We start from the raw sequence: 15,891 nt of genomic DNA, 5'->3' as shown, positions 1-15,891 counted from the left end.
CGCCCGGCCCGTTTCAAGCGCCCGGCCCGTTTCAAGCGCCCGGCCCGTTTCAAGCGGCCGGTCCAGCGCTAGGGGCGAGGCCGGGTGCGGCGGTTGCGGGCGGCGATGCGCGCCGCCCCACCACCGATGATCATCAGCACGGCGAGCAGGATCAGGCCGGTCAGGTCCTGGCCGGTCTTGGCCAGGTTGTCGCTACCACCCGAGCCGCCGTTATCCCCATTGCCCCCGTTTCCATCATCACCGGACTTGTCGGAATCGTCCGCATCGCTGGGGTCGCTGGTGGAGGGTGAACCGGCAACTGTCAGCTGAGCCGTAGCCGTGTTGTTGACGACGTTACCCTCGGCGCTGGTCGTGCTGATCATGACGTTCACCGGGTACGTACCCGCCTTCGCGGTCTTCGCGATCGCCAGGTACAGCCACAGCTCGCTGTTCGACCCGACCGAGGCATCCGGCCCGGTGCACGTCACCGTGTTGGCGTCCGCGTCCGGCGCCGGCTCGCAGTCGATGTCGACGGTGCCGGCCGACGTGGCGGCCGCGGTGAACTCCGCCGCCGAGGCGTCCAGCAGCACCGCCGCGTTGGTCAGCGTCGTGTTCGCCGGCGGGTCGATCAGGAACGTGACATCCGCGGCGCTCTGCGAGCCGTTGTTGCTGTACGGCAACCGCAGCAGCACCGTCGCACCCTTGGCGCCGGAGGGCCTGGGGTTGCTGTAGCTGATGTCCAGGTCCACCGTCGCCTTGCTGACCACCAGGCTCGGTAGCGCCAGGTCGGTGTCCGAGCCGCACGTACCGCTGGCGTCGCCGTCGAAGCACCCGCCGCTGATCGTCGAACCGGGCGTCGCGCCGCCCCCGATCACCAGCGGCAGATCGAGGTCGGTGCTCTCGCCCGCCGCCAGCGACACCGTGCACGTCACGATGCTCGCCGTCGCGCCCTCGGCGCAGCGGTCCGGCAGCGTGCCGTGTGTCGTGCCGGGGGGCAGCACGAACGTCGCGGTGTACGGGTCGGCATCCAGCGGCCCGCTGTTGGTCAACGTGATCGGCAGCACCGTGGTCTGACCGGGTGCCGGCTTGAGGATGGACGGTGCGCCGGCCGTGGCCGTCACCGTGTAGCCGACCGCCGAGGTGGTCACCAGCACGCCGCCGGCCGAGCGGAAGTCGCTGGGGTTGGCGTTGTTGCTCAGCTTGACCCCGGTGACGTTCCAGGTCGTGGCGGTGGCGACCGTCGCGGCCACGCTGACCGCGATCTGCACGGTGGCATCGGTGCCGGCGATCAGCGCGTCGACCGCGCAGGTGATGGCCGTGGCGGAGACCGGGCAGCCGGTGCCCCCGATGCTGGCGCCGTCGACGGTCAGGCCGGCCGGCAGGGTGCCCAGCGGGACGGTCAGCGTCAGCGCCGACTCGTCGACGGCGGTGCTGAGAGTGATCGTGGCGGTGCCGGACCGCCCGGCCGCGATGGTGCCGGGGGCCAGCGTCACGTCGGTGGTCTCGCTGACCGGCCGGTCGGCGGCCTGGCTGACCACGGTGGCCGAGCCGCCACACACCCCGGATGCGCCCGCGATGCTCACGCAGCCGTTGCCGACCGGGTCCTGGTCCTGCGCGGCCGCCGACACCTGCACCGGGATGGTCCACGTCTTCGCGGCGCCCACGGCCTGGTCGAAGCGGCAGGTCAGCGCGGTGGTGCCGCTCGGGCTGCAGTCGATCGCGGCCTGGCCCGAGAGCGCGCCGAACGTGCTGTTGGTGGGCGCGGACACGGTGGCGGTCACGCCGGTGGCGTCCGACGGGCCGGGGTTGCTGAGCGTGACGGCCATCGAGGTCAGCTCGCCCGGATCGAGGTTGCCGGTCGGACCGGTGACCGTGGCGGTGAGCGCGGAGACCGGGGCGCCGGTGGTGGCCAGGGTGCCGCTGCCGGTGACGCTTTCGGTGCCCGAGGTCAGCGTGATGCCGCTCGCGATCCAGGCGACCCCGGCGCGCAGGGCGGGCGTGGCGGTGACGCTCAGCGAGATGACGTCGGTGCTACCGGCGGCCAGGGTGACGCCGCTGCAGGTGATCGCCGAGCTGGTCCGCGTACAGGTGGATCCGGCGGGACCACCGAATCCCGTGACCGTCAGTCCGGCGGGCAGAGCTGCGAGCGGGAGCGAGACCGTGGCGCCGGTGACGGCTGCGCTGCTGGTTGCGCGGACCACAGCATTGCCGGTACGTCCAGGAGTGACCGTTGCGCCTGCCACGCTTACCCGCACCCGCCCGCTCAGCGGCGTACCCAACTCGATCGGCGGGACCGGGCTGTCGCAGGTGCCGTCGCTGTCGGTGTCCACGCAGCCGCCGCCCAGCGCAGTGCCCGGGTCGGCGGTCGCGGACACGGTGACCGGCAGCGTGAACTGCAGCGAAGCGGCCGCGGCCACATCAACCGTGCACGTGGCCGTGGTACCCGCCGCGTCCACCGAGCAGTAGTCCACCGGCGGCGTGCCGAACGTGGTGCTTCCCGGCGCGGTGAAGGTGAGCCGGTGCGCCAGCGCGTTGGACGGCCCGCTGTTGCGGACAGTCACAGCCAGGGTGCCGGTGCCGCCGGGCTGGACCGTACCGGCGGCCGGGGGCACGACCGTCACGGTCAGCGTCGAGGTCGCGGTGCCCACGGTGGCCGCGGTGACGGTGCGGGTGACCCTGGCGGCGGCCTGCGAGATCGCCACGGCCGGGGACCAGGCCGCGCCCGGCGTCGCGTTCGCGGTGGCCGACAGCGACAAAGCGATGCCGGTGCTCGCCCCGGCCGCGAGGGTGACGCCCGAGCACGTGACGTCGGTGGTGCCGATGACGCAGTCCGTACCGCCCTGGCGGGCCGCGGTGACGCTGAGACCGGCGGGCAGATCCGCGAACGGGATCGTGACGTCCAGGCCGCTGCGCGCATCGGCCGAGGCGACGGTGACGGTGGCTGTGCCGGTACGTCCCGGGGTGATCGCGGCGTTGCCGGCGATGACGGTCAGCGCCTGTCCCAGCGTGCGGCGCAACGCGATGCCCGGCAGCGGGTCGTCGCCGGTGCCGCAGGTGTTGTCGCCGGAGCGGTCCAGGCACCCGCCGCCCAGCGTGGTGACCGGGTCGGCGGTGGCCGCCACCAGCACCGGAATCGACCAGATCAGCGGTTGTGCGCTCGCGGCGAGGTCGAAGCGGCAGTCCAGCCGGGTGTCGCCGGCCGGGGTGCAGTTCGTCGCGGCCTGCCCGGTGAGCGTGCCGAACGTGGTGCTCTGCGGCGCGAGCACGCTGGTGGTGACCCCGGTGGCGTCGGAGGGCCCGGCGTTGCGCACGGTAACGGTGAGCGTGGTGGTGGCGCCCGGCTCGGTGGTCCCGGCGGTGGTGCCCAGCGCGTATGAAACCGGCGCGACCGGCGTCCCGGTGCTGATCAGCGTGCCGGTGGCCGAGGTGCTCCGGCCGTCGGAGCTGCGCAGGGTCACCTGCGGCGCCCAGGTGATCCCGGCGGGCAGGTTCGCCGCCGCGGTGGCGGTGACCGCGATGACCCGGTGCTGCCCGGCGGCCAGGTCCACGCCGGTGCACGAGATCGCGGTGCCGCTGATCGTGCACACCGAGCCGTCGGGGCCGGTGACCCTTGTGATCGTCAGGCCAGCCGGTACGGCGGTGGCCGCGACGGTGGCGGTCAGCCCGGTGATCGCCCGGTCGGCGTCGACCACAACGTAACCGGTGGTGGCCGCCCCACCCGGTACGGCGGTGCCTGCTTCGGTGCTGACCCGCGCGTCGGCGCTCAGCGGCGAGGCCAGCACGATCGGCGGGAAGTAGCCGTCCGGCGGGGAGGTGCAGTCGCCGTCGAGGTTGAGGTCGGCGCACCCGTCGTCCAGCGGGCTGTCCGGGTCGGCGGTACCCGGCACCAGCAGCGTGAGGGTGAACTCGCGGTCCCCGGCGGGCAGGTCGGCGGTGCAGTCGACCAGCGCGGCGGTGCCCGTGCAGAACGTGGCTGCCGGGACGCCCAGCGGGCCGAAGGTGGTGCCGGTGGGCGCCTTGAACTGCACCCGGGCCTGGCGGTACAGCGAGGGTCCGTCGTTGGTCAGGGTGACCGCGAGTTCGCCGGTGCCGCCGGGCAGCAGCGTTCCGGGCGCCGGGACCTCCACGTCCACGCTCAGCGGGTGCACCGGCGCGCCGATCGTGGCGGTGGCCGGGCTGCGGTCGACGGTTTCACCGCCGCCGGTGATGGTGACCGCCGGGGTCCACCCGGCCGGGTCGGCGTCGGCGGCGGCGCTCAGGGCCAGCGGGACGGCGAAGGTGCCGCCGGCCGCGATGCCGACGCCGGTGCAGGTGACCGCGCCGGTCGTCACGGTGCAGGCCGGGCCCGCGCCGGTGATGCTCAGCCCGGCGGGCAGGGTGGTGGTGTCCACTGCGACGCTCAACCCGGTGCGTTCCTGGGTGGCGGCGACGCGCAGGTTGGCCGTACCGGTGGCGCCGGGGGTGATCGACGGGTTGCCGGCGCTGACCGTGAGCACCGAGCCCAGCGGCGCGCGCAGCGAGATGTCGGGCAGCACGAGGTCGTTGGTGCCGCCGCACGCGTTGTCGCCGTCCAGGTCGGCGCAGCCACCGGTGATCGCCACCGAGGCGTCGGCGCCGGCCGGGATCTGCACCGGCAGCGTCCACACGACCGGGTCGGCGGTCGCCGGCAGGGTGAGCCGGCAGCTCAGCGTGGTACTGGTGGTGGCGGTGCAGCTCCGCGCGGCCGGGCCGGCGAGGTCACCGAACGTGGTGCCGCTGGGCGCGGTCACGGCGACCGGGGCGTCGGTGGCATCCGACGGGCCGGTGTTGCCCAGGGTGAGCGTCACGTCGGCGGTTCCACCGGGCAGCACCGTCCCGGCGTCCGGGCCGCTGGCCGAGCCGGTCAGCGTGTACGCGGCCGGGCCGGTGCGTAGCAGCACGCCGCTGCCGGTGGCGGTGTCGCCGCCCGGGTTGCTCGCGGTGATGCCGGTCGCCGTCCACGTCTGCCCAGCGGCCGCCGCCGCGGTGACCGACAGCGGGATGGCCACCCGGGCGGCGCTGCCGGCGGCGAGGTCCACGCCGGTGCAGCGGATCGCGGTGGCGTCGCTGGTGCAGGTGCCGCTGGGCGCCACGCTGGGGGTGCCGACGATGACCTCGCCGGGCCGGTCGGCGAGCGGGATGACGATGCTCAGGCCGCTCTGCTGCGGGTCGGTGCCCACCACGACGCGGGCCACCCGGGTGCGGCCCGGGGTGACGGTGACCGGGTCGGTGCTGATGGTGACCTGCTGGGTGAACGGGGTGGCCAGCTCGAGACCGGGAATTGGCTGGTCGGCCGGTTCGGCGCAGGCGCCGTCGTTGTTCAGGTCGACGCAGCCGCCGGTGAGCGGCTGGCCCGGGTCGGCGGTGGCGCTCACCCTCAGCGGCACGTCCAACCGGCGGGGCGTGTCATCCGCAGCGAGCGGGAAGGTGCAGGTCAGCCGGGTGCCACCGGCGTTCGCGGTGCACACCTGGGAAGTCGGGGCGCTCAGTGAGCCCAGGGTGGCGCCGGTGGGCACGTCGATGCCGATGGTGGCGGCGGCCAGGTCGGACGGACCGAGGTTGTCCACGTCGACGCGCAGGGTGCCGGTGCCGCCTGGCAGGATCGCCGGGTCGGGGGCGGTGGTGGTCGCGGCGAGGGTGGCCTGCGGCGCGCCGACCCGGGCGAGCTGGGGGTCGCCGGTCAGCTGGTTGTCGCTGCCGGCGTCGGCCACGACCCCCGTGGCGGTCCAGGCGGTGCCGGGGGACGCGGCGGCGGTCGCCCGTACGCGCAGGGTCACCCCGGCGGTCTGCTGGTCGGTGACGTCGAGCCCGGTGCACACGATCTGGCCCGGAAAGGCGGTGCAGGCGGCGTCGGCGGGCGTGACGCTCAGCGAGGCGGGCACCGAGGCGAGCGGGATGGTCAGCCTCAGGTTGCTCAGGTCGCCGTGCAGCGCCTTGATGCCCACGGTGGCGGTGTCCTCGGTGCCGGGGGCGGGCGCTGCGCTGGTGGTGACCAGTTGCGCGCGCCGGGCGAAGGGCACCTTCAGCACGATCGGGTCGATGCTCCTGTCTCCGGTGCCCGAGCAGCCGGCGCTGCCCGACAGGTTGACGCAGCCGCCGGTCAGCGCGGTGAACGGGTCGGCGCCCGCGGCCACCACCAGGGACAGCGCCAGGTCGGGCGTGCTGGTCCCGGCCGGCAGGCTGACGGTGCAGGTCACCGACAGCGCGTCCCCGGCGACCTGGCAGCGACTCGCCGCGTCCCCGGTGAGCGTGCCGAACGTGGTGTCGTGCGGTGCGGTGACGGTGAACGCGCGCCCGGTGGCATCCGACGGCCCGGCGTTGGCCGCGACCACGGTCAGGGTGGTGGTGTCCCCGGCCGGGACGGTGCCGTCGGCCGGGCCGGTCACGGTGGCGGTGACGGCGGTGACGGGTGCACCCGCTGCAGCGATCGCGCCGTTCGCGGTGACGTTGTCGGTGCCGTCGGTCACCGAGATGCCGGTGGCGGTCCAGGTCAGCGGTGGCACCACTGCCGAGTCCAGCGCCACCTGCACGATCACGTCCTTGCGTACCCCGGCGGTGAGGTCCACGCCGGAGCAGGTGATGTCGGTGGCGCTGGTCGAGCAGGAACCGCCGTCGACGAGAGCGCCTGGGGCGGTGAACCCGGCCGGCAACTGGCTCAGCGGGATGCTCACGGTCAGCCCGCTGACCGGCCGGTTGGCCCGCAGGGTGACGCGCCCGGTGCCGGACTCGCCGGGCACGACCGTGCCCGCGTCGGTGCCGATGGTGATGATCTGGCTCAGCGGGGTGGCCAGCCAGATGTCGGTGACGGCCGGGTCGCCGGACCCGCACACGCCGTCGGCGTCCAGGTCGATGCACCCGCCGGTCAGCCGCTGGCTGGGGTCGGCGCCCGCGTCGATGGTGAACGGGAACGCGAAGTCCAGCGGTGCGCCCGCCGCGGTCAGGTTGAACGTGCAGGTCGCTCGGGTCGCGGTGACCAGGCTGCAGGCGGCGTCGGCGGGCGTGCCGAGCGTCGCGCCGGTCGGGGCGAGCACCCCGATGGTGGCGGCGGTGGCATCGGAGGGTCCGAGGTTGTCCACCTGTACGCCCAGGGTGCCGCTCTGCCCCGGCTCCAGCGTCCCCTGGTCGGGCACGGTCACCGTGGCGCGCAGCGTGTACTCGGCAGCGCCAATGGTGGCGAGCTGCTCCGACGCCGTGATCGACTCGCTGCCCTTGGCGACCGTGATGCCGGCCGCCGTCCAGGAGGTGCCCTGGGCCGCGTCCGAGGCGGCGTGCACGGTGATGGCGATGGCGGCGCTGGCGCCGTTCCCGACCGCGACGTCGCTGCACACGATCTGGCCCCCCAGCACCGGGCACGCCGAGCCGCCCACCGTGGCCCGGCTGACCGTCACCCCGCTCGGCAGCGCCAGCGGCACCGTGATGGTCAACCCGCTGAGGTCACCGTGCACCGCGTTGACGTTCAGCGTCGCGGCGTCGTCGTCGCCAGGCGTCACCGTGGCCGGGGCCGCAGTCACCGTTACCTGCTGGGCGAACGGCACCTTGAGCTCGATCGGGTCGAACCGCACGTCGGGTGCGCCCCCGCAGGAGCCGTTGTTGTCCAGGTCCACGCAGCCGCCGCCGAGCGGGGTGTTGACGTCCGCGCCGGCCGGGATGTTCACCGGCAGCACGAGCTGCGGTGTGCTGACCCCGGCGGCCAGCGTGACCGTGCAGGCGGCGCTGGTGGAGTCCGCGGACAGCCGGCACGCGGTGGCCGATTCCCCGGCGAGCGGGGCGAACGTGGTGCCGGCCGGGGCCAGCACGCCGAACGGGGCGGCGGGCGCGTCCGAGGGCCCGGCGTTGCTGACGGTCAGCGCCAGGCTGGTGGTCTGCCCCGGCTCGACGGTGTTGTCGGCCGGCCCGCTGACCTCGGCGGTCAGCTGGTACACCGGGGTGCCCGCGCTGGCCAGCGCGCCGCTGGTGCTCAGCTGCTCCCCGCTGTCGGACACGGTCAGCGGGCTGACGGTCCAGGTGGCCGGCGGGGTCACCGCGGACGCCAGCGCCACCGGCACATCGATGGTGGCCGCGCGGCCCGCGCTCAGCCGCACCCCGGTGCAGGTCAGCGCGGCGGATCCGGCGGTGCACGACGACCCGGCCGGGCCGGTGGCGGTGCTCGCGGTGAACCCGGCCGGCAGGCCGGTGAGCGGGATCGTGACCGTCAGGTCGTCCTCGTCCTGGGTCGAGGTCAGGGTCACCACGCCGGTGTCCGAACGGCCCGGGACGACGGTGGCGGGGGTGGTGGTGACGGTGAGCCGGTTGGCGATGGGCGTGCGCAGCTGGATCGAAGGCAGCGCGACGTCGCTCGTACCGGCGCAGTCGGTGTCGTTGTCCAGGCTCACGCACCCGCCGGTCAGCGGGACGGCAGGGTCGGCCGAGGCGGACACGGCCAGCGGGACGCTCAGCGTCACCGCCGGGCCCGCCGCCGGGATGTCCTGGGTGCAGCGCAGCGTGGTGGGGGAGAGCTGGGTGCAGGCCGCGGCAGCCCCGCTCAGCGTGCCGAACGTGGTGCCCTGCGGGGCCACCACCACGAAGCCGGCGCCGCGCGCGTCGGACGGGCCGTTGTCCCTGACGGTGATCGTCATCGTGGCGTTCTGACCGGGGCGCACGGTGCGCGCGGCCGGGCCGGTGGCGCTGGCACCCAGGGTCCAGCGCGGGTCGGCGGTGACGATCGTGCCGGTGACCGTGCCGGTGGAATCCCCGCTCGTTGCGGTGACCGGGGCGTCTGCCGTGGCCGTCCACGGCGCCGTGACCCCGGCACCCAGCGTCACCGGGAGGGACACGGTGATCGAGCCGGTGGCCGGGACGGTGACGCCGGTGCAGCGGATGCCGGCGGTGGTGGTGCAGGTGCCCCCACCGGTCGTGGTGACCGTGCCGGCGGTGTAGCCGGCCGGGGGCGCGGGCAGCGTGATGGTGGTGCCGGTGGCCGGGATGATGCCCAGGTTGGCCACTCTGACCTTCGGCGTTGCCGGGCCGCCGCCGGGGACCGCGGTGGCCGGGGTGATCGAGACGCCGGTGTCGAGGTTGACGTCGGGGTCGCTGACGGTGAGCACCCGGCCCTGCCCGCTGATCGCGGTGCCGTTGAGCGTGGCCTGCATGCCGGTCACGGTCCAGGTGGTGCCCGGCGCGGTGGTCGTGGTGGCCGCGGCCCGCACGGCGATGGTGGCGCTGCCGCCGCCCGGGACGGTGACCCCGGAACAGGAGATCGCGGTGGCGTCCACCGAGCACGCGGTGCCGCCGACGGTCGCCGAGGCGATCGAGACCCCGGCTGGCTTACCCGCCAGCGGGATGCTCACCGTGGTGGTGGCATCCGACGGGCCGTCGTTGTTCACGGTGATCGTGGTGGTGGTGGCCTTGCCCGCGGCCACCGTCATCGGGTCGGCAGTGATCGAGCCGCCGGTGCTGCGCGCGGGCTGGCGGGTGACCAGGGTGCCGCCGCCGGTCACGCTGATCGTGGTGCCGGTGACGCCGCTGATCGGCGTGCTCACCGCGGTGATGGTTCCGGCCGCCGGGGCCCAGTTCGCCGCCGAGCCGGCCGAGGAGGCCAGCGCGACGGGCAGCGACACGACCGCGTTGCCGCCGCCCGGCACGGTCACCGCGGTGCAGATGACGTGGGTGGTGCTGGTCGTGCAGGTGCCGCCGCCGGTGACGGTGGGCGTGCCCAGCGTGTAGCCGGTGGGCGGCAACGGAATGCGGATCGTGGTGGCCGGCGCCGCGATGTCGCCGGTGTTGGTGACGGTGACCTTCGGGGTGCCGTTCTCGCCCGGGGCCAGCGCGGCGGCGGCCAGGTTCACCGCGCCGAGCTTCACGATGCCCGAGCACTTGGATTCGCCCACAATCACCGAGCCGTTGACCACCGGGCCCTCTTCGAGCAGGCTCAGGTCGATCGCCCGCACGGTGTAGTCCAGCCGCCCGCTCGCGGCGTTGTACGCGGCAATCCGCTTGTCGATAATGGCGTTCAGCACGCCGGGCAACCCGATCGCCAGGTTGACGTCCGGGTTGACGTTCGCCCCGGCCAGCGTCAGGTTGGCGACGTCGGTGGTCGTCGCGATCGTGGAAGCCGACATGGTGCAACTGGTGCTGACTGCGCCCACGTTGAGCAGGCCCAGCACGCTGAGCCCGGCGGTGCCCGCGGTGGCCGTGGCACCCCCGGTGACCGGGCCGGCCGACGCGGTGACCGCTGCGAGGTTGAGCACGCTGGAAATCGTGGCGCCCGCGACGCTGGCGGTGCTGGCGGCGCCGCCGGTGGAGGTCGACCAGGTCTTGGCGGGGTCCGGCTGGTTGATGGTGACCGGCGCCACGCCGCCCAGCACGTTGACCGCGATGCGCGCCCCCTGCGCGCTCACGCTCACCGGCCCCACATCGGCATACGCGGCTAATGGCGGGCCCGCCAGCGCGGCGACCAGCAGTGTCGCGGTGGCCGCCGCCACCTTTTTCATCGTCCCGGAACCCAGCGGCCGGGAAGCCCTCGTTGCCACGAGCGAACCCTAGAACGGACTTATGCGAGCAGTCCTCAGTTTCCGGATTTTACGGACACCTGGCCGATGCGGGGTGCACCTTGCCGGCGCGGGCACCCGGCGGTGGCGGGCGCTATGGGCGTACCGGATGAAAGCCGTAGGGAAGCTCCAGGCGGTGGGCATGCAGCAAGGTCTCATCGGCCAGGATCTGCGGGGTTGGGCCGTCCGCGACGATCAGGCCGCCATCGAGAATGACCGAGCGGGGGCAGAGCTGCATCGCGTACGGCAAATCGTGCGTCACCATCAGCACGGTCACCGGCAGCCGCTCGAGGATCTCGGCCAGTTCGCGCCGGCTCGCCGGGTCCAGGTTGGACGACGGCTCGTCGAGCACCAGCAGCTCGGGGCGCATCGCCAGCACCGTGGCCACGGCAACCCTGCGGCGCTGACCGAACGACAGGTGGTGCGGCACCTGATCGCGGTGTGCGGCCATCCCCACCGCCTCGAGCGCCTCGTCCACCCGCGCCTGCAGCTCGGCACCGCGCATCCCCAGGTTCGCCGGTCCGAACGCGACATCCTCGGCCACTGTGGGCATGAACAGCTGATCATCGGGGTCCTGGAAGACGATCCCGACCCGGCGGCGGATCTCGGCGAGCCGGGCGCGGTCACGGGCCTCGACGCGCAACCCTCCGACCTCGACCGTGCCCGCACCGCCGTGCAGCACACCGTTGAGGTGCAGCACCAGCGTGGTCTTGCCGGCGCCGTTCGGGCCCAGCAGCGCCACCCGGTCGCCGTCACCCACCTCGAGGTTCACGCCGCGCAACGCGACGCTGCCATCGGGGTAGGCAAACGTCAGGTCCTTGATGGACAGGCTCAACTGGCCATCACCGCAATGGCCGCGGCCGCCACGGGCAACGCCGCCGACTGCACCCACTGGCGGGGCGTGGCCTTGTCGCGCCCCGCGCGCGGCAGCCGCCCGTCGTAGCCGCGCGACACCATCGCCAGATACACCCGTTCACCTCGTTCGTAGGCCCGCAGGAACAGTGACCCGACGCTCACCGCGAACGCCTTGACCTGCCACAGGAACCTCGGATCGTAGCCGCGTGAGAGCCGGGCGACGCGCATGCGCCGCGCGTCGTCGGCCAGGATGTCGAGGTAGCGCAGCATGAACGTGGCGATCTGGGTGAAAACGGCGGGGCAGCGCAGCCGGTCCAGCCCGAGGATGAGGTCACGCATCGTGGTCGACGCGGCCAGCAACAGCGAGGCGACCACGCCCAGGGTGCCCTTGGCGAAAATGTTCCAGGCGCCGTACAGCCCGTCGACCGACAGCGACATGCCCAGCCACGTCACCCGCTCGCCATGCCCGGCGAACGGCAGGGCGATCGCCAGCAGCACCAACGGCAGTTCGATGGAGGCGCGCTTCAGAAGCCAATTTCCCGGTACGCGGGCCACGGCCGCCACGACCGCCAGCAGCACCGCGTAGCCGCCGAACGCCCAGAACTCCTCGCGTGGCGTGGCCACCACGACGATCGTGAACAGCAGCGTGGCCGCGATCTTGACCTCGGGGGCGAGCCGGTGCACCGGGCTGGGCCGGTCGAGATGCAGCGGATGCGCGTGCCCGGCGCCCACTCAGACCCCGGCCTTCTCGCTGCGGTCCAGCCCGGCGGCTTTGGTGCCGCGCCGGCGCGCCAGCCAGAACACCCCGCCGCCGATGCCAAAGGTGATCAGCACGCCCAGCACCCCGGACAGCCCGGTCGACAGGTACGGGTTGTCGATGCCCTTGATGCCGTAGCCGGCCAGGGGGCTGCCGGCCATCTGGTGGTTTTTCTCCTGCTGGGCCATGCAGGTGCCGCCGGTGATCTCGCCGTCGGCGTTGACCGTGCAGCCCTCGCGGGCCGTGGCGTCCAGGCCGTCCGGGCTGCCCGAGGCGAAGTTGCTGACCACCCCGGCCAGCAGCAGCGCGATCAGCAGGCCGCCGGCCAGGAACCAGCCGAGTCGCTTGCTCATGCCGCGGGCTCCTTCACGGGAACGGGCTTGGGCGCCGGGGCGGCCGGGCGGAAACGGCGCAGCGCGTACACCAGGTCGGGGCGCACCCGGGCCACTGTCGCCACGGTGGTGGCGGCGATCAGGCCCTCCCCGATGCCGATCAGCACGTGCACCCCGGCCATCGTGCCGGAGACGGTGGCGAGCGAGAGGTGGGTGGTGCCGCCCAGCCAGTACTCGAACACGAAGCCCTGCGAGGCCAGCACGACCCCGATGACCGAGGCGACGAACGCGGTGGCGCCGACGCCGGCCGGGGTCTTCGGGAGCAGGCGCATGAGCGCGGCGACCAGCAGGTAACCTGCGGCCGTGCCGATCAGAGCCATGTTCGTGATGTTGAGACCCAGCGCGGTGAGCCCGCCGTCGGCGAACAGCAGGCACTGCACGATCAGCACGGTCGACACGCACAGCGCGCCCACCCACGGGCCGACCAGCACCACGGCCAGCGCGCCGCCCAGCAGGTGCCCCGAGACGCCCGGCAGGACCTGGAAGTTGAGCATCTGCACGGCAAAGATGAAGGCCGCGACCAGCCCGGCCATCGGGGCGAGGCGGTCGTCGAGGTCCGCCCGGGCCCGCCACACGCAGAACGCGAGCGCCAGCGCGGCGAACACAGCAAACATCGCCGAGACCGGCCCGTCCACGATCCCGTTGGCGATGTGCATCGCCTGTACCTGCATCGATTCCTCCCCAGGAACGCGCTCGTTCCCGCAGCATATGGCGCTACTGTTGTTGTTGCATAGTATTGGCAACTACGTCACATGCGTACGGCACAATGACGTCCCATGCGGACCCAGGTGACCTTTGACTGCGCAGATCCCCACGCCCAGGCCCAATTTTGGGCAGCCGTGCTCGGGTGTGTCGTGGAAGATCACTCGGCGCTGGTCGACCAGCTCGTGGCCTCGGGCCGCATGCCCGCCGAGGACCGCGTGCAGATCGGGGGTCGCCCGGCCTTCCGCGAGGTGGCAGCGGTCAGCGACCCCGCCGGCACGGAACCCCGGCTGTACTTCCAGCGCGTGCCCGAGGGCAAGACCGTGAAGAACCGCGTGCACCTGGACATCCACGTACCCGACGAGAAGAAGACCGACGAGGTGGAACGGCTGATCGGGCTGGGGGCGTCGCTGTTCGAGGCGCACAGTGACCGGGGACCGTTGACGTACGTGCTGCGCGACCCCGAGGGCAACGAGTTCTGCCTGCACTGAAGTGGCTGTGCTAACCTCCGGGTGCGCCCCAGATGGGCCTACCCCCGGAGGTTCTGGCTTCTTCAGCCGCCACGCACAGTGCGTGGAATTTCCGGGTGCGTGGCATCCGGGTCTTTTCCGTGGTTGGGGTCGCTGTGAGCGTCCGGCCGGGTTCTTTCACCGACCGGGAAGACGGTACGCATGCCAGTCCGCTTCAACCACACCATCATCGCCGCCAAGGACAAAGCCGTTTCGGCGCAGTTCTACCGTGACCTGTTCGAGCTGCCGGAAGCCCCGTCGTGGGGCCTGTTCCTCAACGTGCAACTCGACGAGGGAGTCCTGCTGCAGTTCGCCGAGCCGCCGGTGGATATCCAGATGCAGCACTACGCGTTCCTGGTCGACGACGACCTGTTCGACCGCTGCCTGGCCACCATCGCCGGGCGGGGCATCACCTACTGGGCGGACCCCCAGATGAAACGACCCGGTGAGGTGAACGCCGAGCACGGCGGCCAGGGCTTCTACTTCAAGGACCCCGCCGGCCACGCGATCGAGATCATCAGCCGGCCGTACCTCTGAGGTGGTGCAGCCCCGGACCTCTCATCGGTCCGGGGCTGCACCTCGGTGAGCTCTGTTCGTTGCGGCTATTTCGTTGCGGCCAGGGCCTGGGCGCGTTCGGGCCAGAAGGCGATGGTCGGCGCGAGGCGCATCCCGGCCGCGGTGATGGTCGCCTTGAGCGTGCCCACGTCAGCAGCGGCCAGCTCCTCGAACGTGGTGATGCCACCGGCCGCGAGAGCCATGGCCATCTTCGGCCCGATGCCCGCGATCCTGGTCAGGTCGTCCGGCTCATGCGTGAGCACGGGGTGCGGCTCGACGCTGAGAGCGGCTTGCGGGGCGATGGCCGCGGGTTGGTTCCCGTCGGGGCTGGTGGCCTGCGCCGGGATGAACGGCGCTGCGGTGGTCGTGACGGGCTTCGGGGCCACTGGCTCGAGGGAGACGGCTGTGGGTTCGGGGGCCTGCGCGACCGGGATCGGCTCGGGCCTCGGCTCGCTCACGGGTACGGGCTCTCGGTCCTGCACCTCGGCGGCGCGCTCTGCCTCCGCGGCCCGTTCCTTTTCGGCGGCGCGCTGCGCCTCCGCGGCTTGTTCCGCTTCTGCCGCGCGCCGCGCTTCCGCGGCCCGCTCTTGCGCGGCCTGCTCTGCTTCCGCGACGCGCCGTTCCTCGGCCTCGCGCTGTTCCTCGGCCTCGCGCTCCACTTCCGCGACGCGCCGTTCCTCGGCCTCGCGCTGTTCCTCGGCCTCGCGCTCCACTTCCGCGGCGCGCTCTTCCTGGGCGGCGCGTTCCGCTTCGGCGGCGCGTTCTTCCTCGGCCGCGCGCTCGCCTTCCGCTGCGCCTTCCGCTTCCGGGTCCCGCTCCCCATCAACGGAATCCGCCACGGCCACCGCGCCCTGCTCCACCGCAACGCCCGGCTCCGCCGCAACGCCCCGCACCGGCGCAGCCACAGCAGCCGGCGCACCACCTGATTCGGAGCCAGCAGACGTGCCCGAGGCGGAGGGGACCGGCCGGGCGGCAGGGGCGGGTCGGGCGCCGCGGGCGAACCAGCCGGCTATCCCCCCGACCACGAGCCCGCCGACGAGGAAGAGAAACGGTTGCACGGCTTGCCTCCGGACGGCTACGGGTGCTTGATGTAGCGCGCATCATAGGGGAGCGTCGCTGCATCGCCGTCCCCGGCCTCGGGGTGCGGCGGTCCGGGTGCCCGGGAAGTCCGGTTCGCTCGCCGGTCTGCCGACATGGTGGCCCTGGACAGCAAGCGGCCACTTGGGCTTGTCCTGAGCCCGCGTCCGCCTCGAGAACGGCCGGTGTGGACGCCCGATGGCGTCGGCATCCCGCGCCGGCGTCAGGAGACGGTCAGTGCGGATACCCCGGCCGCTGCGTCGACGTCCACCCGGTCAGCCGCATCATCCCAGGCCAGCGAGGTGAACGTACCCCCAGCAGCCACGCCTTCATGGGTTTTGCCGGCCAGCACCACCTGCCCGGCCCCGCGCGCCACCCGCACGCGCACCGGCACAGCGTGCGAGGTTCGCACCTCCAGCAAACTCGCCCCGCCCGACATGCGCACGGTCAAAGTCCCGTCCGGCGGCGGCAACGCCACGCTGATCCGGCTCGCGCCCCCGGTCAGCGCCACCACCCCGACC

The 15,891-nt window shown here is 73.1% G+C and carries 8 protein-coding genes and 1 pseudogene; 2 read left to right on the top strand and 7 right to left on the bottom strand.

Going from position 1 to position 15,891, the window contains the following annotated elements; all coding sequences use genetic code 11:
- Positions 1–68: 68 nt before the first annotated feature.
- The 5 genes from TFC3_RS34700 to TFC3_RS34720 all read right to left on the bottom strand — a co-directional run bounded on the left by TFC3_RS34700 (position 69) and on the right by TFC3_RS34720 (position 13,198).
- Entirely contained in the window at positions 69–10,505 is a 10,437-nt protein-coding gene (locus TFC3_RS34700) for a hypothetical protein (protein WP_153040630.1), read from the bottom strand.
- A gap of 112 nt (positions 10,506–10,617) precedes the next feature.
- On the bottom strand, positions 10,618–11,358 hold the full coding sequence (locus tag TFC3_RS34705) for an energy-coupling factor ABC transporter ATP-binding protein (protein ID WP_067510381.1): 741 nt from the start codon (positions 11,356–11,358) through the stop codon (positions 10,618–10,620).
- Positions 11,355–12,110 carry a cobalt ECF transporter T component CbiQ gene (gene cbiQ / locus TFC3_RS34710; RefSeq protein ID WP_067510379.1) on the bottom strand — a complete coding sequence of 252 codons (756 nt, stop codon included), beginning with the start codon at positions 12,108–12,110 and terminating at the stop codon, positions 11,355–11,357. Before cbiQ ends, TFC3_RS34705 begins: the two co-directional genes overlap by 4 nt.
- Positions 12,111–12,488 carry a PDGLE domain-containing protein gene (locus TFC3_RS34715; protein ID WP_067510377.1) on the bottom strand — a complete coding sequence of 126 codons (378 nt, stop codon included), beginning with the start codon at positions 12,486–12,488 and terminating at the stop codon, positions 12,111–12,113.
- Positions 12,485–13,198: an energy-coupling factor ABC transporter permease gene (locus TFC3_RS34720; RefSeq protein ID WP_067510375.1), complete on the bottom strand. Its 714-nt coding sequence runs from the start codon at positions 13,196–13,198 to the stop codon at positions 12,485–12,487. The genes TFC3_RS34715 and TFC3_RS34720 overlap by 4 nt, the downstream gene beginning before the upstream one ends.
- Positions 13,199–13,303: 105 nt before the next feature.
- On the opposite strand from TFC3_RS34720, the gene TFC3_RS34725 reads away from it, so the two are divergent.
- Positions 13,304–13,720 (top strand): VOC family protein, encoded by a 417-nt coding sequence (locus tag TFC3_RS34725; protein WP_067510373.1) that lies wholly within the window; start codon positions 13,304–13,306, stop codon positions 13,718–13,720.
- 180 nt (positions 13,721–13,900) lie between these two features.
- Positions 13,901–14,275, top strand: coding sequence for a VOC family protein (locus TFC3_RS34730; protein ID WP_067510371.1), 375 nt, complete (start codon positions 13,901–13,903; stop codon positions 14,273–14,275).
- Between the two features lie 65 nt (positions 14,276–14,340).
- On the opposite strand, the gene TFC3_RS36630 is transcribed toward TFC3_RS34730, so the two are convergent.
- A complete protein-coding gene (locus TFC3_RS36630; protein WP_067510370.1) occupies positions 14,341–15,198 on the bottom strand; it encodes a helix-hairpin-helix domain-containing protein in 858 nt (285 codons plus the stop codon).
- Positions 15,199–15,593: 395 nt separating this feature from the next.
- A pseudogene (locus TFC3_RS38415) lies at positions 15,594–15,891 on the bottom strand (hypothetical protein); the annotation flags it as partial.

The sequence above is a fragment of the Actinoplanes sp. TFC3 genome (assembly GCF_001553785.1).
Taxonomy (GTDB): domain Bacteria; phylum Actinomycetota; class Actinomycetes; order Mycobacteriales; family Micromonosporaceae; genus Actinoplanes.
This window is presented reverse-complemented; position numbering and strand designations above follow the sequence as displayed.